This is a genomic window from Erwinia sp. AnSW2-5 (assembly GCF_045107195.1).
In the GTDB taxonomy this organism is placed as follows: Bacteria; Pseudomonadota; Gammaproteobacteria; order Enterobacterales; family Enterobacteriaceae; genus Erwinia.
Genome location: NZ_JBJGXA010000042.1, coordinates 1 through 23,031, shown reverse-complemented (window position 1 = coordinate 23,031; position 23,031 = coordinate 1). Strand labels below are relative to the sequence as shown.

The 23,031-nt window shown below is 55.1% G+C and carries 24 protein-coding genes; 11 read left to right on the top strand and 13 right to left on the bottom strand.

What is annotated here, in order from left to right; genetic code table 11:
- Positions 1-5: 5 nt before the first annotated feature.
- Positions 6-230: a YnfU family zinc-binding protein gene (locus ACFL9S_RS22255; RefSeq protein WP_405264047.1), complete on the top strand. Its 225-nt coding sequence runs from the start codon at positions 6-8 to the stop codon at positions 228-230.
- 100 nt (positions 231-330) lie between these two features.
- Here ACFL9S_RS22255 and ACFL9S_RS22250 read toward each other — a convergent pair whose 3' ends face one another.
- The 7 genes from ACFL9S_RS22250 to ACFL9S_RS22220 all read right to left on the bottom strand — a co-directional run bounded on the left by ACFL9S_RS22250 (position 331) and on the right by ACFL9S_RS22220 (position 5,114).
- Positions 331-957 (bottom strand): tetratricopeptide repeat protein, encoded by a 627-nt coding sequence (locus tag ACFL9S_RS22250; RefSeq protein ID WP_405264046.1) that lies wholly within the window; start codon positions 955-957, stop codon positions 331-333.
- Positions 954-1,760 (bottom strand): SDR family oxidoreductase, encoded by an 807-nt coding sequence (locus ACFL9S_RS22245; protein ID WP_405264045.1) that lies wholly within the window; start codon positions 1,758-1,760, stop codon positions 954-956. Before ACFL9S_RS22245 ends, ACFL9S_RS22250 begins: the two co-directional genes overlap by 4 nt.
- On the bottom strand, positions 1,744-2,412 hold the full coding sequence (locus ACFL9S_RS22240) for a TenA family transcriptional regulator (RefSeq protein ID WP_405264044.1): 669 nt from the start codon (positions 2,410-2,412) through the stop codon (positions 1,744-1,746). The genes ACFL9S_RS22245 and ACFL9S_RS22240 overlap by 17 nt, the downstream gene beginning before the upstream one ends.
- Positions 2,412-3,476 carry an AMP-binding protein gene (locus ACFL9S_RS22235; protein WP_405264043.1) on the bottom strand — a complete coding sequence of 355 codons (1,065 nt, stop codon included), beginning with the start codon at positions 3,474-3,476 and terminating at the stop codon, positions 2,412-2,414. Before ACFL9S_RS22235 ends, ACFL9S_RS22240 begins: the two co-directional genes overlap by 1 nt.
- A gap of 100 nt (positions 3,477-3,576) precedes the next feature.
- The gene (locus ACFL9S_RS22230) at positions 3,577-3,849 is read right to left on the bottom strand and encodes an AMP-binding protein (RefSeq protein WP_405264042.1); all 273 of its coding nucleotides are present in this window, start codon (positions 3,847-3,849) and stop codon (positions 3,577-3,579) included.
- A complete protein-coding gene (locus tag ACFL9S_RS22225; RefSeq protein WP_405264041.1) occupies positions 3,840-4,484 on the bottom strand; it encodes a thermostable hemolysin in 645 nt (214 codons plus the stop codon). Before ACFL9S_RS22225 ends, ACFL9S_RS22230 begins: the two co-directional genes overlap by 10 nt.
- 63 nt (positions 4,485-4,547) lie before the next feature.
- Positions 4,548-5,114 (bottom strand): cytochrome b/b6 domain-containing protein, encoded by a 567-nt coding sequence (locus ACFL9S_RS22220; RefSeq protein WP_405264040.1) that lies wholly within the window; start codon positions 5,112-5,114, stop codon positions 4,548-4,550.
- A 217-nt stretch (positions 5,115-5,331) separates the two neighbouring features.
- Between ACFL9S_RS22220 and ACFL9S_RS22215 the strand changes: the two genes are divergently transcribed.
- Positions 5,332-6,234, top strand: coding sequence for a LysR substrate-binding domain-containing protein (locus ACFL9S_RS22215; protein ID WP_405264039.1), 903 nt, complete (start codon positions 5,332-5,334; stop codon positions 6,232-6,234).
- A gap of 109 nt (positions 6,235-6,343) precedes the next feature.
- Here ACFL9S_RS22215 and ACFL9S_RS22210 read toward each other — a convergent pair whose 3' ends face one another.
- Together ACFL9S_RS22210 and ACFL9S_RS22205 are read right to left on the bottom strand one after the other, a co-directional pair.
- A complete protein-coding gene (locus ACFL9S_RS22210; protein ID WP_405264038.1) occupies positions 6,344-6,649 on the bottom strand; it encodes a putative quinol monooxygenase in 306 nt (101 codons plus the stop codon).
- A 34-nt stretch (positions 6,650-6,683) separates the two neighbouring features.
- Positions 6,684-7,265: an NAD(P)H-dependent oxidoreductase gene (locus ACFL9S_RS22205; protein WP_405264037.1), complete on the bottom strand. Its 582-nt coding sequence runs from the start codon at positions 7,263-7,265 to the stop codon at positions 6,684-6,686.
- A gap of 132 nt (positions 7,266-7,397) precedes the next feature.
- Between ACFL9S_RS22205 and ACFL9S_RS22200 the strand changes: the two genes are divergently transcribed.
- The 4 genes from ACFL9S_RS22200 to ftsP all read left to right on the top strand — a co-directional run bounded on the left by ACFL9S_RS22200 (position 7,398) and on the right by ftsP (position 13,184).
- Complete coding sequence (locus ACFL9S_RS22200; protein ID WP_405264036.1) at positions 7,398-8,165, top strand: transporter substrate-binding domain-containing protein; 768 nt, start codon at positions 7,398-7,400, stop codon at positions 8,163-8,165.
- A 308-nt stretch (positions 8,166-8,473) separates the two neighbouring features.
- The gene (gene parC, locus ACFL9S_RS22195; protein ID WP_405264035.1) at positions 8,474-10,750 is read left to right on the top strand and encodes a DNA topoisomerase IV subunit A; all 2,277 of its coding nucleotides are present in this window, start codon (positions 8,474-8,476) and stop codon (positions 10,748-10,750) included.
- 123 nt (positions 10,751-10,873) lie between these two features.
- Entirely contained in the window at positions 10,874-11,614 is a 741-nt protein-coding gene (locus tag ACFL9S_RS22190) for a 1-acylglycerol-3-phosphate O-acyltransferase (protein ID WP_405264033.1), read from the top strand.
- A gap of 139 nt (positions 11,615-11,753) precedes the next feature.
- Positions 11,754-13,184, top strand: coding sequence for a cell division protein FtsP (gene ftsP / locus ACFL9S_RS22185; RefSeq protein WP_405264032.1), 1,431 nt, complete (start codon positions 11,754-11,756; stop codon positions 13,182-13,184).
- A gap of 54 nt (positions 13,185-13,238) precedes the next feature.
- Here the strand turns inward: ftsP and dkgA are convergent, their stop codons facing one another.
- Positions 13,239-14,063: a 2,5-didehydrogluconate reductase DkgA gene (gene dkgA, locus ACFL9S_RS22180; RefSeq protein WP_405264031.1), complete on the bottom strand. Its 825-nt coding sequence runs from the start codon at positions 14,061-14,063 to the stop codon at positions 13,239-13,241.
- Between the two features lie 87 nt (positions 14,064-14,150).
- The gene (gene yqhD, locus ACFL9S_RS22175) at positions 14,151-15,308 is read right to left on the bottom strand and encodes an alcohol dehydrogenase (RefSeq protein WP_405264030.1); all 1,158 of its coding nucleotides are present in this window, start codon (positions 15,306-15,308) and stop codon (positions 14,151-14,153) included.
- 180 nt (positions 15,309-15,488) lie between these two features.
- On the opposite strand from yqhD, the gene ACFL9S_RS22170 reads away from it, so the two are divergent.
- The 3 genes from ACFL9S_RS22170 to ACFL9S_RS22160 all read left to right on the top strand — a co-directional run bounded on the left by ACFL9S_RS22170 (position 15,489) and on the right by ACFL9S_RS22160 (position 19,458).
- Positions 15,489-16,382, top strand: a complete 894-nt coding sequence (locus ACFL9S_RS22170) for an AraC family transcriptional regulator N-terminal domain-containing protein (protein ID WP_405264029.1) — start codon at positions 15,489-15,491, stop codon at positions 16,380-16,382.
- 216 nt (positions 16,383-16,598) lie between these two features.
- Complete coding sequence (locus tag ACFL9S_RS22165) at positions 16,599-17,981, top strand: diaminobutyrate--2-oxoglutarate transaminase (RefSeq protein ID WP_405264107.1); 1,383 nt, start codon at positions 16,599-16,601, stop codon at positions 17,979-17,981.
- Positions 17,982-17,994: 13 nt separating this feature from the next.
- The gene (locus ACFL9S_RS22160) at positions 17,995-19,458 is read left to right on the top strand and encodes a pyridoxal phosphate-dependent decarboxylase family protein (protein ID WP_405264028.1); all 1,464 of its coding nucleotides are present in this window, start codon (positions 17,995-17,997) and stop codon (positions 19,456-19,458) included.
- Positions 19,459-19,516: 58 nt separating this feature from the next.
- Here the strand turns inward: ACFL9S_RS22160 and ACFL9S_RS22155 are convergent, their stop codons facing one another.
- Both ACFL9S_RS22155 and metC read right to left on the bottom strand, forming a co-directional pair.
- Positions 19,517-20,173, bottom strand: coding sequence for a DedA family protein (locus ACFL9S_RS22155; RefSeq protein WP_405264027.1), 657 nt, complete (start codon positions 20,171-20,173; stop codon positions 19,517-19,519).
- A gap of 129 nt (positions 20,174-20,302) precedes the next feature.
- Positions 20,303-21,493 (bottom strand): cystathionine beta-lyase, encoded by a 1,191-nt coding sequence (gene metC / locus ACFL9S_RS22150; RefSeq protein ID WP_405264026.1) that lies wholly within the window; start codon positions 21,491-21,493, stop codon positions 20,303-20,305.
- Positions 21,494-21,741: 248 nt separating this feature from the next.
- On the opposite strand from metC, the gene exbB reads away from it, so the two are divergent.
- Both exbB and exbD read left to right on the top strand, forming a co-directional pair.
- A complete protein-coding gene (exbB, locus tag ACFL9S_RS22145; RefSeq protein WP_405264024.1) occupies positions 21,742-22,476 on the top strand; it encodes a tol-pal system-associated acyl-CoA thioesterase in 735 nt (244 codons plus the stop codon).
- Between the two features lie 5 nt (positions 22,477-22,481).
- Positions 22,482-22,904, top strand: a complete 423-nt coding sequence (gene exbD / locus ACFL9S_RS22140) for a TonB system transport protein ExbD (RefSeq protein WP_405264023.1) — start codon at positions 22,482-22,484, stop codon at positions 22,902-22,904.
- Positions 22,905-23,031: the final 127 nt, after the last annotated feature.

Sequence of the window (23,031 nt, the reverse complement as noted above, 5' to 3'; positions counted from 1 at the left end):
AGAGTATGAGAAAGGGGGTGTTAGGGTGCATTATACGCGTCCACATAACACAGGAAATATTTATGGCTTATAATCAAAAACAACCTAAATCAAACGGTTTTCTCATCTCCATCGCCTGCCCTAAATGCAGTAAAAATTCCGACCATAGCGCTCCCAGAGTTCAAAAGAACAAAAACCTTCTTTGCCCATTCTGCAGTGTCCTCTTTACCCCTTCTGAACGTAAAATTTAAACCCAATTATCGACATTGAAGCCTGAGCCGGGTGTGATCTGTCTGTGATCAGGTCCGGCTGCCTTCATCAACCACGGGCACCCGGCCTGATCGTCCCGCACTATTGAAGCTGCGCCAGGTCGTGCTGAATATCACGACGACGGCCGCTGTCAGCAATTTCCCTTCCGGGCCGGTCCGGCGCCTGGAGCGCTTTTTCCAGATAGGTCTTTGCCAACGTTTTATTCCCCTGTTTCAGCTGGAAATCACCATAGAAATAGTTCGGGTCGATCCCCTCAGGATTGATCGCCAGGGCTTTTTTCAGCATCTCATCGGCTTTATCATTATCCCCAAAAGCAATCGGCCAGCCAGGCACCTGGTAATACAGCGCTCCCAGGCTGGTCCAGGCCGATCCCTGGAGTGCTGAGGGGTCAAGACGGATGGCTTTTTCCAGGCTGTCTCGTGCCTGTTTCACCAGACTCAGGGCGCCCAGCCCCCCTTTGGCTCCTGCCCAGCTGCTGTCGATAATGGCAGACCAGATCAGCAGGTTTGCCTGCTCCTTGCCCTGAACAGCCGATACCTGATGTGCTTGCTCGCTTAACGTGGTGAAACAGGCGATTTTTTGTTTCTCCAGCGTTTGATACTGGCAAACAGACCAACGTTGCTGCAAATCACTCAGCGATGGGGCTGCGTAGGATTGCGTCGGTAAATACAGCGTAAGAGCGGTCACTATCAGAGTCAGGCGCTTCATTTCACGGATCTCCCGGCATGTTGGCGAGCATAGCGATCGATCACTGACATTTTCTTGCTCAGAGCACGATCGACGATGGAGGGCAGCAAGGCATTGATTTTGACAAACAGCTTTTCAACAAAACCGAGACGCTGGCGTTTATGCTCTTTTTCCAGTGACAGGATAATTTTCTGCGCCACATATTCAGCGGTATCACTGCCGTTCCCCAGGGAGGCGTTCAGCGCGTTGGCCGCTTCGGTATTGAAACGGGTACGGGTGGCACGCGGGGCGACATACAGCACGGAAAGGCCGGATAAAGACAGCTCGCGGCCCAGTGCCTCAGAAAAACGGTGTAATGCCGCCTTGGTGGCACTGTAAATGCTATAGCCGGGATGCCCAATTTCACCCAGTATTGAACCAATATTCAGAATGATGCCACCGGCATTAAACTGGTGGCATAACCCTCTGGTCAGCAACAGTGGCAGTTCGACATTAACCCGTATCTGCTCGCGAATATCGCTGAATGACTGCTCTTCTAACAGGGCAAAACGGTTGGTTCCGGCATTGTTGATCAGTACATCAAGACGGGTATTTCCCCAAAATAACCGGGTCAGATCTTCAATGTCCTCGTCACTGTAGTGATTCACCACCACCACCGAATGATGTTCACTGTGAGGCAGTCGGGCGCACAGCGTATTGAGCGCAACGGCATCGCGGCCAACCAGCCAGAGTCTGGCCCCTTTTTCCGCCAGCGCCAGCGCCAGTGCCTGACCGATACCGCCGCTGGCGCCGGTGAGCAGGATATTTTTATTCTGCAGGTTCATACTCAGGCTCACTTAGCTGATTCAGCATCTCGCCATAGAGGGAATACACCCGGCGGGCAGTATGGATAATGGCTTCCTGATCGGCCGGATTGGTCACCCGATCCATCAGTGAGGCGAAAAATTTCAGATGTTCCAGATCCAGCGCGCCGTGAGAACGTAAATAACTTGTCGCATGCTCTGTCAGTCCCAGCGATTTTTCCAGGGCTTCGGCTATGGGGGTAGCTATCACCACGCTGGTCCCTTCCAGCACGTGAACCATGCCAAAGATACTCATTGGATTCACCCGTTCAATGCGGTGATAAAGGCTGGCAATCATCAGCTCAATGGGCTGCCGGGGCTGGCCGTGCCTGACCCGTTCCGCATCACCCCCACAGTGCGTAATATCGTTCAGGATCCACTCCTGATGGCCATACTCTTCCTCAATATATTCAGCCAGCGCGCCGCGTACCCACTCGTGTGAGGCCGGCAGCCGGCTACCTGCACACATTAATAGTGGCACCGTCTGGCTAACGTGATAATAGGCCTGTGTCAGAAAGGCGATATACATCTCCCGGGTGACGGCTCCCTGGCTGCAGTGGGCAATCACGGGTGATGAAAGCATTTTTTCACGTGCAGAAAAGGTCTGTTCCTGCAGAGTTTGGTAGAAGGACATTATGATGCCTCGCTGTATCTGAGAATTTGTTGATGGAGCAATGTCCAGATGGCATCACGTCGCGGTCGGCCATTCGGGGTTAATGCTTCTGGAGATGAAATTACCGCGGTAAAGAAGAGATGGTGCAGTCGGGCATAGTCAGGGAGCCGCTGTGATAGCGAATTTAACTGTTCGCGTGCTGCCTGTTCCATGCCTGGCATCGCGTCGACCAGGGCCACATTGCTGGCCATACCCTCGCCGAAAATCACCAGGCGACGCACGGCAGGGCATATCATGGCTTCTGCCTCGATCCATTCTGGTGAGAAATTACGGCCAAAGGCGGTGATTTGAACGTTTTTTCTGCGCCCGGTGATATGAAGGAACCCCTCATCATCCAGACGGGCGATATCTCCGGTTTGCACATCACCATCGGGGAGTGCGCCGTTGAGATAACCGAGTGCATTGGCCGGACTTTGCACCTCAAGCTGCCCCTCGCTATCCAGCACCAGACGAATACCTGGCAGCGGCTTACCGACGCTGCCTGTTTTTTCCTCACCGGGCAGGTTGAGCGTCACCACTGAACCACATTCAGACAACCCGTAGCCTTCATAAACCGGAAGTCCCTGCTGCTGCGCCAGAGCCAGCAGCACCGGTGAAATTTTGCCTCCCCCGGCGGCGACAAAGCGCAGGGAGGAGGTACTGGCTGGCTGGTGCTGATGTACCTGATAAAGCACGCGGATTAATTCGGGTACCAGCACCAGGCTGTGCGGTTGCCAGGCAGCCAGTGCTTCGGAGAAACGTACCGGGTTAAACTGGCTCGATCCCTCAAAACCAATCATGATCGGCGGCAGGATCACTGTTTCCACCCCTAAGCAGAGGGGGATATAGATGCCGCACAGGTTTTCCAGTAGGGTGCAAAGCGGCAATGTCACCAGATGGCGCTTAAGCTGAAGAGAGTGCATTTGCCTGGCTAGCGTTTCCGCGCTCCAGCTCAATCCTGCCTGGCTGAGGCAGACACCTTTCGGTTCTCCTGTGGTTCCAGAGGTGTAGGTGATTTTTGCCGTACCGGACGGCAGCTCAGGCACAGAGCGCAGCGGGCGTTGCTGTAAACCCCCCAGCGAAAACGCCGTGCTTGTCCAGCCTGTCAGCTTTTCTCCCCCGGCGATGGCATCCGCCCCGCTGGAGTCAAGTAGCCATGCCTGCTGTTCCCGTGAAAAAAAGGGGGGGGACAGGAATGCAGATAACGCCGCTGTACAGGCAGGCAAGATCGATAATCGCCCACTCAGGACCGTTATTGTGCGCGAGTGCCAGACGGCTGATATTGAGTGATGACAACTGCGCGGCTATGCTCACCACCGCCTCGCGATATTCGCGCCAGTTCCAGCTTCGGCTTTCTGTGGTGAGCGCTGGCAGTGTGGGGCACTCTTGCGCCCAACGGTCCAGCAGGGTTACAAGCATACTGAACTCCCGGGGGTCGACCAGGGGCAAGCAGGGAGTACCTTAAACAGGTTAAACAACAGGCTGTTCTGGCTCAGTGCCGCCATGCCTCTGGCCAGCTCTCCGGCCATGACCTGCGGTTGATACTGATAGTAACTGCCCCATTGCTGAGGATTATCAGCCAGCCGTTCAGGCCGTGCATCTGTCAGCAGCACGGGATTGAGCCGCAGACGGGAAAAGATATTGCGAATTTTGTGCGTACCGGTAAAAACAATATGCGTGAAGTGGTAGCGATTGAGCAGCAGGCAGACTGCGGCATACATCACGCGGGCAGACGCCCCGTCGCTGGCGGCGAAGTTACCCACTTCGACAATGGTATGGCGTGGTATCTCACCGGAAAAATGCATGGATATCAGTACGTCAGCAGGACGATCAAGGTATTGCTCAAGATATAAAGGTCCGGCCGAGGCCAGCCGGATCCCGCAGGCGGCGTTCTGTTTCCCCTGCGCATCCTGCAAGCTGAGTAGCCAGGGCATACATTCAGCCAGATGGGCATGATAGGTCTCGCGATATTTTTCACGAATGAAGTGGGCGGTAGCATTATTTTCCTCACTGCCGGTGCACCACTTCAGACTATAAGGTGATTGAATTATCATGGCCGAACCTCATCTTTAGTTATTCAATTTATGGTGTGAATGTCAGGTCTGCCTTAAATCTGCTTATTTATTTTGCTGTTGCTGAAAGGCTTTATTAATAAAAAGATGAAGTAATCCCATTGCACCGTGTGCGAAGAAATAAATTTCAATCAGGCTGGTCAGATTTTTGTGCCAGTGCATCAGGGACGACGCCAGCGGGTTTTGCGCTGCGTTGAGCAAGAACCACAGGGCGCCGGAAACCGATACCCCCAGCAGTGACAGCACGCCCAGCCCCTGAATGCTGGCAGCAATCCCGCCAGCATGGGCCTCTGGCAGTTGAAAGCGCATCAACGTTTTGACATCCGCAACAATTCCACTGATATCAAAGGTCGCCCAGGAGAAATAATATCTGGCCCCCCGAATATTCAGCATCCACGCCATCATAAAAATGCCGCAAAAAATAAGACCAAATCCGGAAATAATATGGAACCATGTGATGATGCTGGTCAGACCCTGCTCATCAATCGCTTCGCTCTCAATAAAGTTAGAATTAATGATTTGAGTTAAAATTAACAGCGCAACAATAATATGCATCATACGAAAAACCGGGCTTCCGGCATGGGGCAATGCGTTCCAGAGACGTGATTTCATTCATCTTCCCTCTAAAAATAGATTATCGGTAACTCAACCGTTATTGCATAAAGTGACAGAGAAAGATTAATTCAACCTTAATAACACCCAGTATGACTGGGGTTATCTGTCGTGGCAGTGAGTATGGCGCAGGAAGGGAGAGAGTGAACAACTTCTGGTAGACTGGCAGCGTCACCCGGACTCGTCGGGTGTTCTTTTCCAGCGGCAGGATAATCTTGTGAAAATCACCCTTGAAGAGCTGCGCGCGTGGGTTGTTGTGGTCGATACCGGTTCGATCACCGCTGCCGCAGAACAGCTTAACCAGACCACCTCAGGTATCAGCCGTGCGCTCAGCAGGCTGGAAAGCAAACTGCAAACCACGTTGCTGCACCGCACCACCCGCCGTATTGCGCTGACTGAAGAAGGGCAGATCTTTCTTGAACACGCGCGGCAGATCATCCGTTCAGTGGAAACCGCCGAAGAGCAGATCGCTCAGCGGCGCGAGATCCCGTCTGGTCGCCTGCGCGTCAATGCGGCCACGCCGTTTATGCTGCATGTGATTGTGCCGCTGATGCCGGAGTTTTCACGGCGTTATCCGCTGATCCAGCTGGAGTTGAATACCGATGAAGTGGTGATCGATCTGCTGGAACAGCAGACAGATATCGCGATCCGTATTGGCGAACTGCGTGATTCCACCCTGCATGCGCGTGCGCTGGGGTGCAGCAGGCTGCGGCTGATGGCCAGTCCGGCCTATCTGGAGGAACATGGTGTACCGCAAAGCGTGGCCGATATGGTCGCGAACCATCGGTTGCTGGGCTTCTGCAATCTCGAACAGCACAATATCTGGCCGGTATGGCGTGTGGAGGGGGAGCTTTTACAGATTAAACCGACGGTGATGGCATCAAGCGGGGAGACGTTGCGTCAACTGGCGGTGAACGGCATGGGCATTACCCGCGTGTCGGATTTTCTCAGCCGTGAGGATCTGGCTTCAGGTCGGCTGGTCCCGGTTCTGGAGGCCGAAACGCGTGAGATGCACCATCCGATCCATGCCGTGTATTATCGCAACAGCACGCTGTCGGCTCGGATCAGCTGCTTCCTGGATTTCCTCAGTGAGCAGTTCGCCAGTAAGACATTGTTATAGATGCCACAGGGGCTGACCTTCCGTTCCGGTCAGCCCGCTAACAGCAAAGGGCGGACCGGAAAAAAGGGTCCGCCCCTACGCGGGAACAAAGATGCCCCGCGTGCCTTTATCACGCCGGTTCCAGCACAAAGATCTTCACATCCACCACATCGTCTTTAATCGCGGTACGGTGTGCTTCCATATGGACAGCCTGTTGGTGCTGCTCAAGATGGCGCAGTGAGTCCCAGTGTTCCACCATAAAGATCGAGTCCGGTGAATGTTGCTTCCACGGCACCTGGGCTTTATGGTCAATCAACGCCTGATAGCTGCCGCAGCCTTCCTCATCCAGCACGGTGGGCGTTAGCTTTTCTATCGCACGTAAAACCGCAGTACGTCGGCCTGGCTTGATACAAATTTCAGCGATCACGGTCAGCATACTGTGTCCTTTTACTCGGTGTGTGAACCTTCAGTTAAGCAAAGATCGCGCTCAGATGAGTCCGATAGCGTGCAATATCGCCTTCAATATCCGGCTGTTTGATCACATCGTTACAGATAAAGGTCGGTAAACCGTCCATACCCAGGAACTGGTTCGCTTTATGGAAGTGCAGATACACGCCATCGACGCCGACGCCTTCAAAGAACTGTTCCGGGTCCGTGAACGCCTGTAATGGGGCATTCCAGGTCAGCGACAGCATATAGGTTTTACCCTGTAACAGACCGCCGGAGCCATATTTTTTCGCTGCATCAGAGCGGGTACGACCGTCGCTGGCATACAGTTTGCCGTGACCTTCGGTAAACACCTCATCGATATATTTTTTCAGCGTCCACGGCTCGCCCATCCACCAGCCTGGCATCTGGTAAATAATGGTATCGGCAGCGAGGTATTTTTCGATTTCATCAGTCACCACGTAACCGTCATCAAGTACGGTAACATCAACCTGGTGGCCTGCATCACGCAGGAAGCTGGCGGCGACGTTAGTCAGTGTGTGGTTCAGTTCGCCTTTTGAGTGGGCGAAGGCTTTACCGGCATCAATAATCAGGATCTGGCTCATTAATTTGTCTCAGCAGTGTGCAATGTCGGCGAGTGTACCCGACGCCAGAGTTGAGAAAAATGGTGTGTCGATCACAATACTATTGCGTTCTAAGCAACAATACGCGGCATTGATAATCACAACGAGAGAAATATGATGATAAAAACCGGGGCTATTGCCCTTCTGCTGGTGGCAGGAAGTGCCAGCGCACAGTCGCATCTTGATCGCGCTATGCAGAGTAAAACGTTGGTGGTGTGTACCACCGGAGACTACAAGCCTTACACCTATCTGCGTGCAGATGGCGGCTACGAAGGCATTGATATTTCGCTGGTGCAGTCGCTGGCAAAAAGCCTGGGTGCTGAGGTGAAGTGGGTGCCCACCACCTGGAAAACTCTGACGCCTGATTTTATCGGCAAGCAGTGTGACATTGCGCTGGGCGGTGTTTCAGTGACGCTGAAGCGTCAGCAGACGGCGTGGTTTGCCAATCCGCTGGATACCGACGGGAAAATCCCGCTGGTGCGCTGCGCGGATAAGAAGAAATACCGTACCGTTGAACAGATGAATAAACCGTCGGTACGTCTGATTGAACCGGCAGGCGGCACCAACGAAGCTTTTGTGCATGCCTATCTGCCAGAGGCTAACCTGACGCTGTTTCATGATAACGTGACGATTTTCCAGCAGCTGGTGGATAAGAAAGCGGATGTGATGATCACCGATGCCTCGGAAGCGCTGTATCAGCAGAAGCGTTATCCGTCGCTGTGCGCCATTAACCCGGAGAAGCCGTTACAGTACGGTGAGAAAGCGTGGATGCTGCCACGCGATGATATCAGCTGGAAGATGTACGTTGACCAGTGGCTGCATCTGAGTAAAGCCACCGGGGAATATCAGCAGATTGTGAAGCAGTGGTTAGCGGTGAAATAACGCTGGCCCGCAGGGCACGGGTATTGGCCTGGCCAATGTATTAAGGAATATATTAATACACTGGCCAATGCTCAACAATTCGCTGCTACACCCCATGCTGAACCATTGAACCCTGTGACAGACCCTTACCAGATAAGGTACTATCCTCGCCAAACATACCGTTCTCTGCGTTGTCAGGTTTGCGCATAGTTGACTATGGTCTGCACCCTCCGCCTTGATGACGGTATTTTGGCGCTGCGACGGGGCTACGACCCATTGCAGGGCACAGCCTTGCCCTTAACGCGCCGCGATGTGAGGAAAAAAGAACAATGACTGATCTGACGCAGGATGGTGCAGAGCGCCTTGCCCTGCATACCTTTACTGAGAATGCATACCTTAACTACTCCATGTACGTCATCATGGATCGTGCACTCCCTTATATTGGCGATGGCCTTAAACCCGTTCAGCGCCGCATTGTCTATGCGATGTCAGAACTGGGGCTGAGCAACAACGCTAAGTTCAAAAAATCCGCCCGTACCGTCGGTGATGTGCTGGGTAAATACCATCCACACGGCGACAGCGCCTGCTATGAAGCCATGGTGTTGATGGCGCAGCCGTTCTCCTACCGTTACCCGCTGGTCGATGGCCAGGGGAACTGGGGGGCACCGGATGATCCCAAATCTTTCGCCGCAATGCGTTACACCGAGTCACGTCTGTCGAAGTATGCTGAAGTGCTGCTGGGCGAACTCGGGCAGGGCACCGTTGATTACGTGCCCAACTTTGACGGCACCATGCAGGAGCCGTCGATGCTGCCGGCGCGCCTGCCGAATATCCTGCTGAATGGCACCACCGGGATTGCCGTGGGCATGGCAACCGACATTCCACCGCACAACCTGCGTGAAGTCGCCAAAGCGGCCATTACGCTGATCGACAGCCCGAAAACCACGCTGGATGAACTGCTCGACATCGTTCAGGGACCGGACTATCCGACGGAAGCGGAGATCATTACCCCGCGCAACGAAATACGTAAAATTTACCAGAGCGGTCGTGGCTCGGTGCGTATGCGTGCGGTATGGAAGAAAGAAGACGGTGACGTGGTGATCACGGCGCTGCCGCATCAGGTATCCGGCGCACGCGTACTGGAGCAGATTGCAGCCCAGATGCGTAACAAAAAGCTGCCGATGGTTGAAGATCTGCGCGATGAATCCAACCACGAAAACCCGACGCGTCTGGTGATCGTGCCGCGTTCCAACCGTGTGGATATGGAACAGGTGATGAACCACCTGTTTGCCACGACCGATCTTGAACGCAGCTACCGCATTAACCTGAACATGATCGGCCTGGATAACCGTCCGGCAGTGAAAAATCTGCTGGAAATCCTCAACGAATGGCTGGTGTTCCGTCGTGACACGGTACGTCGCCGTCTGAGCTTCCGTCTGGAAAAAGTGCAGAAACGTCTGCATATCCTCACCGGTTTGCTGGTGGCGTTCCTCAATATTGACGACGTGATCCATATCATTCGTACCGAAGATGAACCGAAGCCCGTATTAATGTCGCGCTTCGACATCTCTGAAATCCAGGCTGAAGCCATCCTTGAACTGAAACTCCGCCATCTCGCCAAACTGGAAGAGACGAAAATTCGCGGAGAGCAGGATGAGCTGGAAAAAGAGCGTGCGTATCTGGAAGGGCTTCTGGCCTCTGAACGCAAAATGAATACCCTGTTGAAGAAAGAGTTGCAGGCAGACAGCGATGCGTATGGCGACGATCGTCGTTCACCGCTGCGCGAGCGCGAAGAAGCGAAAGCCATCAGCGAAAGCGAACTGGTGCCGTCCGAGCCGGTGACGATTGTCCTGTCACAAAGCGGCTGGGTGCGCAGCGCCAAAGGCCATGATATTGACCCGACGGGCCTCAGCTACAAAGCGGGTGACAGCTTCCGTGCTGCCGCGCGTGGCAAGAGTAACCAGCCGGTGGCCTTTATCGACTCCACCGGGCGCAGCTATGCGCTCGATCCGATTACGCTGCCATCGGCGCGTGGTCAGGGTGAGCCGCTGACGGGTAAACTGACGCCGCCACCGGGTGCGGTGATTGAACAGGTGCTGATGGAGGAGGACGATCAGAAACTGCTGATGGCATCCGATGCGGGTTATGGCTTCGTCTGTACCTTCAGCGATCTGGTGTCACGTAACCGCGCGGGTAAAGCACTGCTGACCCTGCCAGCGAATGCCAAAGTGATGACGCCAATGGCGATCCACAGCAATGACGATCTGCTGCTGGCCATCACCACTGCCGGACGTATGTTGATGTTCCCGGTCGGTGACCTGCCGCAGCTGTCGAAAGGGAAGGGCAATAAAATTGTCTCCATCCCGTCGGCTCAGGCGGCCTCAGGTGAGGATAAGCTGGCCTGGCTGCTGCTGCTGACGCCACAGAGCGATATTACGCTGCACGTGGGTAAACGTAAGCTGACGCTGAAAGCGGCCGACCTGCAGAAGTTCCGAGCCGAGCGTGGCCGTCGTGGCACGCTGTTGCCGCGTGGTTTACAGCGTATTGACCGGGTAGACGTTGACGGCCCGGTTCGCGCAGCACCAACGGATGACAGCGAAGAGTAATCCGCCGATCTGGCCCGCTCGTTGTCGGCGGGCCAGACCCGGGTTTATCTCCAAAAAATATAATAAGCATGAGTACACAGGGATCTGTCCGGTGTGTGACCTGCAAGTAAAAACGAGGTAGTGATGCTTTCTCTTCTGCGTATCATCATCGTGGTGATGTATTCGATTCTGTTGTGTGTTTTTGGCTGTATCTACTGCTGTCTGTTCCGGCCGCGCGATCCGCGCCATGTCGCCACGTTTGGTCATCTGTTTGGTCGTCTGGCGCCCATCTTTGGTCTGAAGGTGGAGCTGCGTAAACCAGAGGGAGCTGAAAACTACCCGAATGCGATCTATATCTGTAACCATCAGAACAACTACGACATGATCACGGCAGCAAGCATGGTGCAGCCGACGACGGTCACTGTCGGGAAACGCAGCCTGCTGTGGGTGCCTTTCTTCGGCCTGCTCTACTGGCTGACGGGTAACCTGCTCATTGACCGTGATAACCGCGCCAAAGCGCACGGCACCATTGGCGAGCTGGTGGATCAGTTTAAACGTAAGCGCATCTCCTTCTGGATGTTCCCTGAAGGGACGCGCAGTCGTGGTCGTGGCCTGCTGCCGTTCAAAACCGGTGCTTTCCATGCTGCCGTTGCTGCGGGCGTACCGATCATTCCGGTGGTGGTGTCCAATACACACGGAAAAATCAAACTGAACCGGTTGAAGAATGGCCTGGCGATTGTGGAAATGCTGCCGCCGGTCGATACCCAGGCGTTTGCTGACCAGTCTGTGCGTAAGCTGGCGACACACTGCCGCGAACTGATGGCGGCTAAGCTGGATGAGTTAAATGCCGAAGTCGCCGCACGCGAAGCGTCAGGTAATCTATAAGTTAACGAAGTGGCCGGTGATCCGGCCGCGCTGTCCTCCCCCTGGCGACAGCACATCACGCGGAAACACAGCCCGCGCATAATGATAAAAAATGGAATAGGGTCGCTGCGGCGGCCGTTTTTTGACTTACGGAGTGGGTATGTCTTTTAGTCGTCGTCAGTTTATTCAAGCCTCAGGCATTGCCCTCTGTGCTTCCACTCTTCCTTTCAGTGCCCGCGCCGCAGGTGCCGGGCAGGGCAATCCGTTGCCGGTTCCGCCGCTGATCGAGTCACGTCGCGGGCAGCCGCTGTTCCTGACGCTGCAACGCAGCCACTGGGCCTTTAACGGCAGCAATAAAGTGCCGGTATGGGGAATGAATGGTCTCTATCTTGGCCCGACGGTACGCGTCTGGAACGGCGATGACGTCAAGCTGATCTACAGCAACCGTCTGGCAGAACCGGTGTCGATGACGGTAAGCGGCTTACAGGTGCCGGGTGTGCTGATGGGCGGCGCGGCGCGCATGATGTCGCCGGGCGTTGACTGGGCGCCGGTGGTGCCGATCCGTCAGGCGGCTTCGACGTGCTGGTATCACGCCAATACGCCTAATCGCATGGCGCCGCATGTTTACAACGGCCTGGCCGGGATGTGGCTGGTGGAGGATGAAGTGAGTAAGTCCTTACCTATCCCCAACCACTACGGTGTGGACGATTTCCCATTGATTATTCAGGACAAACGTCTGGATAATTTTGGTGCCCCGGAATATGACCCACCGGGCAATGGCGGGTTTATTGGCGATACGCTGCTGGTGAATGGCGTACAGAATCCGTATCTTGAAGTCTCCCGAGGCTGGGTGCGTCTGCGCCTGCTCAATGCCTCTAACGCCCGCCGCTATCAGCTGCGCATGAGTGACAGTCGTCCGTTCAACGTGATTGCCAGCGATCAGGGTTTCCTGCCGGCACCGGTGGCGGTTGACCAGCTGTCGCTGGCGCCTGGCGAACGACGTGAAATCCTCGTGGATATGTCCCAGGGCGATGAAGTCTCGATTACCGCCGGGGAAGCCGCCGGGATTGTTGACCGTCTGCGCGGTTTCTTTGAACCCTCGACGATTCTGACCTCAACGTTGATCCTGACCCTGCGTCCAACCGGGCTGCTGCCGTTAGTGACCGACAACTTGCCGATGCGTCTGCTGGCCGATCAGATGATTGAGGGCGCCGTCAGCCGCACGCGTGAATTCCGTTTAGGGGATTCCATGCCGGGCATTAACGGTGCGCTGTGGGACATGACCCGCATTGACGTGCAGGCACAGCAGGGCAGTTTTGAGCGCTGGATTATTCATGCAGATACGCCGCAGGCGCTGCATATTCAGGGCGTAATGTTCCTGATCAAGAACGTCAATGGCGCACAGCCGATGGCAGAAGATCGCGGCTGGAAAGATACGCTATGGGTGGATGGCGACGTCGAGCTGTTCGTTTCCTTTACGCAGGCATCGTCAGAACATTTCCCGTTTACCTATTACAGTCAGACGCTGGAGATGGCGGATCGCGGCACGGCGGGGCAGCTGGCGGTCAATCCATCGGTGCAGGTGGGGTAATCTCCACCTGGCGTAGGGGTCGATCATTTTTTGCGATCGACCCGTACGACGATTCTAATTCAATTCATCCGGGTCCGGTCCCAGCCGGTTCCCCTGATCCAGCGCGGCAATATCACTGATTTCGGTTTTCTGTAACCGGAAGTCAAACACCTTGAAATTCTCCTCAATGCGTGACGGTGTGACCGATTTCGGGATCACCACCAGCCCACTGTCCAGATGCCAGCGGATGACAATCTGCGCCGGAGTTTTGTCGTACTTCTTCGCCAGCTGCTTAATCACATCCTGATCGAACACCCCTTTACCGCCCTGTGCCAGCGGGCTCCAGGATTCAGTCTGGATCTGATGCAGCGCATTCCACGCATGCAGGGTTCGCTGTTGCAACATCGGGTGCAGCTCAACCTGGTTAATCACCGGGCGGACACCTGTCTCATCCAGCAGGCGCTTCAGATGCGGCTCGTTGAAATTACACACGCCAATACTTCTCGTCAGCCCCTGCTTTTGCAGCTCAATCATCGCCTGCCAGGCTGCAACAAAGTTGTTCTTACCCGGACAAGGCCAGTGCATCAGATAGAGGTCCACGCTCTCCAGCTGCAATTTCTTCAGGCTGGTTTCCAGCGCCTGTGGGGCGTTGAGCTGGTCGTCATTCCACAGTTTGGTGGTCACGAAGATATCATCGCGGGCGACGTCGGTTTCCTGCAACGCCTGCCCAATACCTTCCTCATTTTTATAAATCGCGGCGGTATCAATAGAACGATAACCGACGGATAACGCCTTAACAGCGGCGGCTCGTGCCTCATCAATGCTGGCCTGCCAGACACCCAGTCCGAGCTGCGGCATCATATTGCCATCGTGCAGTTTAATGATTGGTTGATCTGCCATGTTATCTCCTTATCAGCGAGTGAACCGGTGCGCGGGCACCGGTTGATGGCTCTAAGTCTAGTCGATGCAGCGATAACGGGAGGGGGATTAAAGGGCATCCAGATAAATCTGACGGCTGATGTCCAGCGTAATGTCCTGGCGTTCACCCAATGCAGTCAGGCCTTTTTCTTCCAGCTTATTCAGCAGTTGCGGAATCGAAGAACCGTCGAGCTGGTAATCGCTAAAGCGGGTCGGCACGCCCATCTGCTCGAAGAAGCGGCGGGTGGCGGCAATCGCGCCATCGATGCGCTGATCGTCGCTGCCGTCGTGCAGGTCCCAGATGCGTGCGGCAAACTGCAACAGCTTCTCACGCTTGGTATCACGCTTAACGTTCATTAACGAAGGCAGCACAATCGCCAGCGTCTGGGCATGATCCAGCCCGTGCAGCGCGGTCAGTTCGTGGCCGAGCATATGGGTCGCCCAGTCCTGCGGCACCCCGGCACCAATCAGGCCGTTCAGGGCCATTGTGGCACTCCACATCACATTGGCACGCACAGCGTAATTTTCCGGCTCCGCCAGCGCTTTCGGGCCTTCTTCAACCAGCGTCAGCAGCAGGCCCTCGGCGAAACGATCCTGCACCCGGGCATCCACCGGGTAAGTCAGGTACTGCTCAATGGTATGCACAAAGGCATCGACCACGCCGTTAGCAATCTGACGCGGTGGCAGGCTGTAGGTGTAAACCGGGTCGAGCACGGCGAAGCGCGGGAACACATGATTACTGCGGAACGCCTGCTTATCGTGGGTTGAACGGCGGGTGATCACCGCGCTGCGGTTCGATTCCGATCCGGTCGCGGGCAGCGTGAGCACCGAGCCAATCGGTAGCGCTTTCTCGATCTCCGCGCCGCCGGTTTCCAGGATGTGCCACGGGTCCTGCGGGTAGAAGGCGGCTGCGGCAATAAACTTGGTGCCGTCCAGCACCGAACCGCCGCCCACCGCCAGCAGGAAGGTGATGTTTTCACGTTTAACCACGTCAACGGCCTGCATCAACGTTTCGAAGCTGGGGTTCGGTTCAATGCCGCCAAACTCCTGCACATCGAAGCCTTCCAGCGCACTGTACACCTGATCCATTACGCCATTTTTCTTCACGCTGCCGCCACCGAAGGTGATCAGCACTTTACTGTCAGCCGGAATTTCAGCCGCTAAATGGGCGATCTGCCCCTGACCAAACAGAATACGGGTGGGTGTATGCAGTAAAAAATTATTCATCGGTGACAGTCCTGGTGAGTGGGGCATTGTCTGAAGAGTGGCTTTAATTGTCACCACAAGGCGCGGTTTGCTCAATGCACATTCCTGCCTGTTTCTTGCCTGATCCTCCAAAGGGCTGGAGAAACGACAGAGTGCGGGCGATGATAGCGCCGGGTTTCATTCGGTAAACGGGGATCAATAATGGATCGACAGGCAATCTGCGCCCGACTGGCGCAACAGGTCATCGGCCTGGTGACAAGTGATAAAGGCCAGCTGGCGCCGGTGCCCGGCATCAGTCTGATTTACGCTGACCGCTACTGGTCGCGCCAGCCGGTGATGTACCAGCCCGCGATTGTGATCCTGTTCCAGGGGCAGAAAACCGGCTACCTCGGCAACAGCGTATTTCAGTATGACGCCACCAAGTACCTGATGCTGACCGTGCCGCTGCCGTTTGAGTGCGAAACCTTTGCCACGCCGGAGCTGCCGCTGGCCGGGCTATCGCTGCGCGTGGATGCGCTGAAACTCCAGGATCTGCTGATTGATATCGGTGAAGACGATGGCTTCCACCCGGAACCGCAAACGCGCGGCATCCACTCGGCGCTGCTGACGGAAGAGATGCTGTGTGCCACCGAACGCCTGCTGGACGTCATGAGCCACCCGCGCGATGCCCGCGTGCTGGGGCCGCAGATTGTGCGTGAAATCCTCTACCACGTGCTGCAAGGGCCGTGCGGCGGCGCGCTGCTGGCGCTGGTCAGTCGTCAAACGCAGTTCAGCCAGATTGCCCGTGCGCTGCGGCGTATTGAGCACCATTTTACCGACAGCCTGAGCGTCGACCTGCTGGCTGCAGAAGCCAATATGAGCGTTTCAGCGTTTCATCATAACTTCAAAGCGGTCACCAGCACCTCGCCGTTGCAGTATCTGAAAAGCTATCGCCTGCACCAGGCGCGGATGATGATGTTGCAGGAAGGCATGAAGGCCAGCGTGGCCGCCATCAAGGTCGGTTATGAGAGTCCGTCGCAGTTTTCACGCGAATTTAAGCGCTATTTTGGCGTCACACCAGGCGAAGAGATGACCCGGATGCGCCAGGCGGGGTAGCCGACAGATCCGGCAGGGGGCATTATATCAAAGGTTTACGGGCCAAAAAAACAACAACACATTGATAAATAGTAAGAAAATCTAAATAAAATAAATTATTGAGAAGATACTTAAAAAGCCATATATTGGCCGCGTTTTATGCAGGGTACCCATTTACTTTACTTCAATTAATTCAACTGCGGCGTGACTGACACCCCCGGTTGTAGGAGAGATATGATGACGGATAAAGTCCGTATTGATGCTTTAGATGCCAAATCTTTTGATGGAAACAATGAGACCTATTTGGCCAGACAGGCCGAGTTTGAATCTAATGTAAGGAGCTATCCGCGCAAATTGCCGTTTGCAATTGCGAAAGCTCAGGGTGTTTGGATTACGGATGTTGAGAATAATCAATATCTTGACTGCCTTGCTGGCGCGGGAACGCTGGCCCTTGGACACAACCATCCGGACGTTTTACAGAGCATCCAGAATGTCATTACCAGCGGCTTGCCGTTACATACTCTAGACCTGACCACGCCGTTGAAAGATCAGTTCTCAGAATACCTGCTGTCATTACTGCCAGGCCAGGGTAAAGAGTACTGCCTGCAGTTCACCGGCCCTTCCGGTGCCGATGCAGTAGAAGCCGCGCTGAAGCTGGCGAAAAAAGTCACCGGTCGTGCCGGTGTGATCAGCTTCTCCGGCGGCTATCACGGTATGACCCACGGCGCGCTGTCTGTGACGGGTAACCTGTCACCGAAAGAAGCGGTCGATGGCATGATGCCAGAAGTGCAGTTTATGCCTTACCCACATCTGTACCGCTGCCCGCTGGGCATTGGCGGTGATGCTGGCGTGAAAGCATTAACCTACTACTTCGAAAACCTGATCAACGATGTTGAGAGCGGCGTGCGCAAACCTGCTGCCGTGATCCTCGAAGCCGTTCAGGGCGAAGGCGGGGTGAACCCGGCACCGGTTGAGTGGCTGCAACGCATCCGCAAAGTGACCGAAGAGCACGGCATTCTGCTGATCATCGATGAAGTTCAGGCTGGTTTCTGCCGTACCGGTAAACAGTTTGCCTTCGAACACGCCGGCATTCAGCCGGACATCATCGTGATGTCTAAAGCGGTTGGCGGCGGTCTGCCACTGGCAGTGCTGGGCATTAAGAAGAAATTCGATGCCTGGTCCCCTGGCCACCACACCGGCACCTTCCGTGGCAACCAGCTGGCGATGGCAACCGGCCTGACCACGCTGAAGATCCTGAAAAATAACAACGTTGCCGATAAAGTGGCCGCGCAGGGCGAGTGGCTGAAAGGCAAACTGGCCGAGCTGCAAACGCGCTATCCGGCAATCGGTCACATTCGTGGCCTGGGCCTGATGATCGGTATCGAATTAGTGAAGCCGCAGGAAGCGCCAGATCATATGGGTTGCTACCCGGCTGATGGCGAACTGTCTGCGCTGATCCAGAAAAAATGCTTCGAAAACGGTCTGATCCTGGAGCGTGGTGGTCGTAACGGTTGTGTGCTGCGTCTGCTGCCATCCCTGTTGATCACCAATGAAGAGCTGGGTATTTTCCTGGATAAATTTGAACACGCCCTGCTGTCTGCTGGCGTTAAACAGTCTTAACTGGAGTAAGTTGATGTCCCGGTTAAACCCGATTCTGGCCGCCTCGGTGCAAAGCACCGATGCGTACCAGCAAGCGATCAAACAGACCAGCGAAGCCGTGGTTACGTGGCTGCAACAGCCTGAAATGTATCAGGGTAAAAGTGTTGCTGAGCTGCGCGAACGTATCCAGCTGGACTTTACCTCTCAGGGCCTGGGCAACCAGGCCGCCATTGAGCGTGCGGTTGAGTTCTTCCTGAAAGACAGCCTGTCGGTGCATCACCCGCAGTGCGTGGCTCACCTGCATTGCCCAAGCCTGGTGGTGAGCCAGGCGGCTGAAGTCCTGATCAATGCCACCAACCAGAGCATGGACTCCTGGGATCAAAGCCCGTCAGCCACCATCATTGAGATGAAGCTGATTGAATGGCTGCGCACCCAGGTTGGCTATCAGGCAGGAGATGCAGGCGTGTTCACCAGCGGCGGCACCCAGAGCAATCTGATGGGCCTGATGCTGGCACGTGATGCGTTCTTTGCGGCACAGGGGCACTCCGTTCAACAGGATGGTCTGCCCGGCGATCTGAGCAAGATCAAAGTGCTGTGTTCTGAGAATGCGCACTTCTCCGTGCAGAAAAACATGGCGCTGATGGGGCTGGGTTACCGTTCCGTGACGCTGGTGAAAACCGACCGCTTTGCGCGGATGGACATCAACGACCTGGCCGAGAAAGTCGCGCAGGCGCAGGCTAACGGCGAGCAGATTCTGGCGATTGTCGCAACAGCAGGCACCACCGATGCGGGCGCTATCGACCCGTTACCGGCGATTGCTGCACTGGCCGCGCAACACAATATCTGGGTACACGTGGATGCGGCATGGGGCGGCGCACTGTTGCTGTCTGAGAAATACCGCGACTACCTGGACGGCATTGAGCTGGTGGATTCCATTACCCTGGACTTCCACAAACAGTTCTTCCAGACCATCAGCTGCGGAGCCTTCCTGTTGAAAGACGCCCGTCACTATGAGCTGATGCGCTACCAGGCGGCTTACCTGAACTCTGAGTTCGACGAAGCGCAGGGCGTGCCGAATCTGGTGTCCAAATCCTTGCAGACCACTCGCCGTTTTGATGCGTTAAAACTGTGGATGGGCCTGGAAGCATTAGGTCAGCAGCAGTACGCGGAAATCATCGATCACGGTGTGACGCTGGCACAAGAGGTGGCGCAGTATGTCTCTGAGCAGCCATCACTGGAGCTGGTGATGCAGCCGCAGCTGGCGAGCGTCTTGTTCCGCTATCGTCCGGCGTCGCTGGCGACTGCCGATGACGCAGCGATTGCCCTGATCAACCAGAAAATTGGTGATGCTTTGCTGGATTCGGGCCGTGCCAACGTGGGTGTGACGGAATCGGACGGGGTAACCTGCCTGAAGATGACGTTACTGAACCCAACGGTTACCTTACAGGATATTAAAGTCCTGCTGGCGCTGGTCGAAAAGACGGCTGAACAGCTGTAACACGCCGTATCACGGGGAAGAGCACACGCTGTTGCCCCGTTGATCAAAAAGCCCGGTTTTACCGGGCTTTTTTGCCTTTTACCACCAGTGCAATACTGCCGATTAAGCCAATGGATAGCATCACCAGCGGCAGTACCATCAGGCAGGCCATCACCTGATCTTCATGGCGTTTAATAAACGGCACCTGACTGATGCTGTAGCCAAAGCCCACCAGAATCGTGACCCAAAGCAGACCGCTCAGCCAGTTAAATAGCTGAAAACGGGTACTCTTCAGGCCTGAAATCCCCGCCAGCGTTGGCAGGATTGTGCGTACAAAAGCCAGAAAACGCCCGACCAGCAATGCCATCAAACCGTGACGATTAAACAGATGCCATGCGCGCTGATGATATTGTGCGGGCAGATGCAGTAACCAGCCTTTAACCAGCCGGGTATTCCCCAGCCAGCGTCCCTGAATATAACCCAGCCAGCAGCCCAGGCTGGCGGCCGTGGTCAGAATCAGCAGTGTCGGAATAAACGTCATCACGCCTTTGGCGATCATGGCGCCCGCCAGGAGCAGCAGGCTGTCACCCGGTAAAAAGGCGGCGGGCAGCAGGCCATTTTCTAAGAACAGCGTCAGGAACATAATCCCGTAAACGATCCAAATCACATCCGGATTGGCCAGCGCGGCAAAATCCTGATGCCAGAGCGCCGAAACAATCTCATGTAATACACCCATATCCAGCCTTTATTCTTATTTGGCGCAATGAAAACTTCGTGGGCTAGTGTAACTGGAAATACGCCCCGACACCTTGATCAAAGGCGCGAACCCGCTACGCCATTGATCAATTGTTGAGGATCGCCGGGCTTACTCGCTTAACCGGGCAAAACCTGCGGCCAGGTCGTCAATCAGATCGTCCACGCTTTCCAGCCCGATATGCAGACGCACCAGCGTACCGGTGAAATTCACACCGCCAGCCGGACGGATCGCGGCGAGTTCTTCCGGCTGGTTAGCCAGAATCAATGACTCATAGCCGCCCCAGGAGTACGCCATGCTGAAGTGGCTGAAGTGGTCGAGGTAATGTGCCAGCTGCGTATCGCTCAGCTTTTCCTTCAGTATGAAGGAGAACAGGCCGCTGCTGCCGGTGAAATCACGCTTCCAGAATGCATGGCCTTTACACTGTGGCAGCGCCGGGTGATTGACCCGCGCCACTTCAGGGCGCTCTGCCAGCCAGTGTGCCACGCGCAGGCTGCTCTCTTGATGCTGGCGCAGGCGCACCGCCAGGGTACGCAGGCCACGGCTGGCCATATAGGCGGTATCGGCATCGACCATTTGTCCCATCAGATAGGAGTTTTCCCGCAGCTGTTCCCAGCAGCGGGCATTCGCCACGGCGGTGCCGATCATGGCATCGGAATGCCCAATCAGATATTTGGTGCCCGCCTGAATGGAGATATCCACGCCAAAATCCAGCGCACGGAACAGAATGCCTGCGCCCCAGGTATTGTCGATCATAATGATCGCGTCGGGGGCTTTGCTGCGGATTGCTGCAACGATGGCCGGAACATCCTGCACTTCCATGGTGATAGACGCCGGAGACTCCAGGAATACCACGCGCGTGTTGGGCTGCACTTTTTCAGCGATTTCACTGCCGATGGAGTGATCAAACCAGGTGGTGGTCACATTCATTTTACTGAGGATTTTGGTGCAGAAATCCTGCGTCGGTTCATAAACGCTGCCGCTCATCAGCACGTTATCCCCGGCGGAAACAAAAGCGAGGATCGCATTGGCGACGGCGGCCGCACCGCAAGGGTAGAGCGCACAGCCTGCACCGCCTTCCAGTTCGGTCATCGCCTCCTGCAATGAAAAGTGGGTCAGGGTGCCACGGCGTCCGTAAAACAGCTCGCCGTCTGCCCGCCCGGCGGTGGCACGTTTTTTGTCGGCGACCGTATCGAAGACCAGTGAAGAAGCACGCTGAATCACCGTGTTAACTGACCCCTGAGTGTAACGTTTGCTGCGTCCTGCACGAATCAGTGCTGTTTCAATTTTGTCGCTGCTCATAAAAATCCTGTGTCATTTTCACCCTTTTTTAAACGTTAACACGGCAGCCGTTCAGGGGGTATTCGACAGGCGCATAAGTGATGAAAATTCACCATCAGTGCGAAAGCAGGTTCCGGTAATCAACAAAGTGAACAATAAATGCCCAGGAAGTTGTAAATAGTAATGAGAACTACTATCAATTCCCCGCTGTTTTGGTATGATTTGCGATAGATTTTTTCGCTATCAGCAATTGACGTTGGAGACACAGCGTGACAAATGATTTGATGCAGATGGACCTGTCCGTCTGGGGCATGTATCAGCATGCAGACATCGTGGTTAAAGCGGTGATGATTGGTCTTCTGTTGGCATCCGTTGTCACCTGGGCTATTTTCTTCAGCAAAAGTCTTGAGCTGAGCGGCGCGCGTAAGCGTCTGAAGCGTGAACAACAGCTGCTGGCTAACGTGCGTTCGCTGGAAGAAGCCTCTCAGGTATGTGAAAGCTTTAAAGGTCAGAGCCTGAGCACGCTGCTGGTGAAAGAAGCGGAAAACGAGCTGGAACTGTCAGCCGGTTCTGACGACAACACCGGCATTAAAGAGCGTACCGGTTTCCGCCTCGAGCGTCGCGTTGCGGCTTTCAGCCGTCATGCGGGTCGCGGTAACGGCTTCCTTGCTACCATCGGTGCGATTGCGCCGTTTGTCGGTCTGTTTGGTACGGTATGGGGCATCATGAACAGCTTCATCGGCATTGCAAAAACGCAGACCACTAATCTGGCCGTTGTGGCTCCCGGTATTGCTGAAGCGCTGCTCGCAACGGCTATCGGCCTGGTTGCGGCTATCCCTGCGGTGGTTATCTATAACATCTTTGCCCGTATGATCGGCAACTACAAAGCCTCACTGGGCGATGTGGCGGCACAGGTTCTGCTGTTGCAGAGTCGCGACCTTGACCTCGCTGCCAGCGAAGGTGCCCATCGCGTTCAGTCTGCGCAGAAACTGCGGGTAGGTTAAGCATTATGGCAATGCGATTAAACGAAGATCTCGATAGCAACGGTGAAATGCACGAAATCAACGTGACGCCGTTTATCGACGTCATGCTGGTGCTGCTGATTATCTTTATGGTCGCCGCGCCACTTGCCACCGTTGACGTGCGCGTTAATCTGCCTGCATCCACCAGCTCGCCGCAGCCGCGTCCTGAAAAACCGGTGTATCTGTCGATCAAAGCTGACCGTCAGCTGTTTATCGGTAACGATGCCGTCACGCAGGAAACGCTGGTCGATACGCTGATAAAGCAGACCGAAGGCAAGAAAGACACCACCATTTTCTTCCAGGCGGATAAGTCGGTCGATTATGAAACTCTGATGGGCGTGATGGACAAACTGCGCCAGGCCGGGTATCTGAAGATTGGTCTGATGGGCATGGAAAGCGTCAGTAAATAATCCCGCAGGGGCGACGACCCAGGTCAACGTCAACACCCAACCCGAAAACAACTCAGGGCGCGTAGGGGCAGACCCTTTTTTTCGGTCTGCCCGTGATGTTGAGTAGGGTGCCGACCCGGCGTTACGG

What these genes read in the sequence shown, in the direction of transcription:
- ACFL9S_RS22255 (WP_405264047.1), top strand. Translation starts at nt 6, where the DNA reads ATGAGAAAGGGGGTGTTAGGGTGCATTATACGCGTCCACATAACACAG.
- ACFL9S_RS22250 (WP_405264046.1), bottom strand. Translation starts at nt 957, where the DNA reads ATGAAGCGCCTGACTCTGATAGTGACCGCTCTTACGCTGTATTTACCG.
- ACFL9S_RS22245 (WP_405264045.1), bottom strand. Translation starts at nt 1,760, where the DNA reads ATGAACCTGCAGAATAAAAATATCCTGCTCACCGGCGCCAGCGGCGGT.
- ACFL9S_RS22240 (WP_405264044.1), bottom strand. Translation starts at nt 2,412, where the DNA reads ATGTCCTTCTACCAAACTCTGCAGGAACAGACCTTTTCTGCACGTGAA.
- ACFL9S_RS22230 (WP_405264042.1), bottom strand. Translation starts at nt 3,849, where the DNA reads ATGCTTGTAACCCTGCTGGACCGTTGGGCGCAAGAGTGCCCCACACTG.
- ACFL9S_RS22225 (WP_405264041.1), bottom strand. Translation starts at nt 4,484, where the DNA reads ATGATAATTCAATCACCTTATAGTCTGAAGTGGTGCACCGGCAGTGAG.
- ACFL9S_RS22220 (WP_405264040.1), bottom strand. Translation starts at nt 5,114, where the DNA reads ATGAAATCACGTCTCTGGAACGCATTGCCCCATGCCGGAAGCCCGGTT.
- ACFL9S_RS22210 (WP_405264038.1), bottom strand. Translation starts at nt 6,649, where the DNA reads ATGCTGACCGTGATCGCTGAAATTTGTATCAAGCCAGGCCGACGTACT.
- ACFL9S_RS22205 (WP_405264037.1), bottom strand. Translation starts at nt 7,265, where the DNA reads ATGAGCCAGATCCTGATTATTGATGCCGGTAAAGCCTTCGCCCACTCA.
- ACFL9S_RS22200 (WP_405264036.1), top strand. Translation starts at nt 7,398, where the DNA reads ATGATGATAAAAACCGGGGCTATTGCCCTTCTGCTGGTGGCAGGAAGT.
- parC (WP_405264035.1), top strand. Translation starts at nt 8,474, where the DNA reads ATGACTGATCTGACGCAGGATGGTGCAGAGCGCCTTGCCCTGCATACC.
- ACFL9S_RS22190 (WP_405264033.1), top strand. Translation starts at nt 10,874, where the DNA reads ATGCTTTCTCTTCTGCGTATCATCATCGTGGTGATGTATTCGATTCTG.
- ftsP (WP_405264032.1), top strand. Translation starts at nt 11,754, where the DNA reads ATGTCTTTTAGTCGTCGTCAGTTTATTCAAGCCTCAGGCATTGCCCTC.
- dkgA (WP_405264031.1), bottom strand. Translation starts at nt 14,063, where the DNA reads ATGGCAGATCAACCAATCATTAAACTGCACGATGGCAATATGATGCCG.
- yqhD (WP_405264030.1), bottom strand. Translation starts at nt 15,308, where the DNA reads ATGAATAATTTTTTACTGCATACACCCACCCGTATTCTGTTTGGTCAG.
- ACFL9S_RS22170 (WP_405264029.1), top strand. Translation starts at nt 15,489, where the DNA reads ATGGATCGACAGGCAATCTGCGCCCGACTGGCGCAACAGGTCATCGGC.
- ACFL9S_RS22165 (WP_405264107.1), top strand. Translation starts at nt 16,599, where the DNA reads ATGACGGATAAAGTCCGTATTGATGCTTTAGATGCCAAATCTTTTGAT.
- ACFL9S_RS22160 (WP_405264028.1), top strand. Translation starts at nt 17,995, where the DNA reads ATGTCCCGGTTAAACCCGATTCTGGCCGCCTCGGTGCAAAGCACCGAT.
- ACFL9S_RS22155 (WP_405264027.1), bottom strand. Translation starts at nt 20,173, where the DNA reads ATGGGTGTATTACATGAGATTGTTTCGGCGCTCTGGCATCAGGATTTT.
- metC (WP_405264026.1), bottom strand. Translation starts at nt 21,493, where the DNA reads ATGAGCAGCGACAAAATTGAAACAGCACTGATTCGTGCAGGACGCAGC.
- exbD (WP_405264023.1), top strand. Translation starts at nt 22,482, where the DNA reads ATGGCAATGCGATTAAACGAAGATCTCGATAGCAACGGTGAAATGCAC.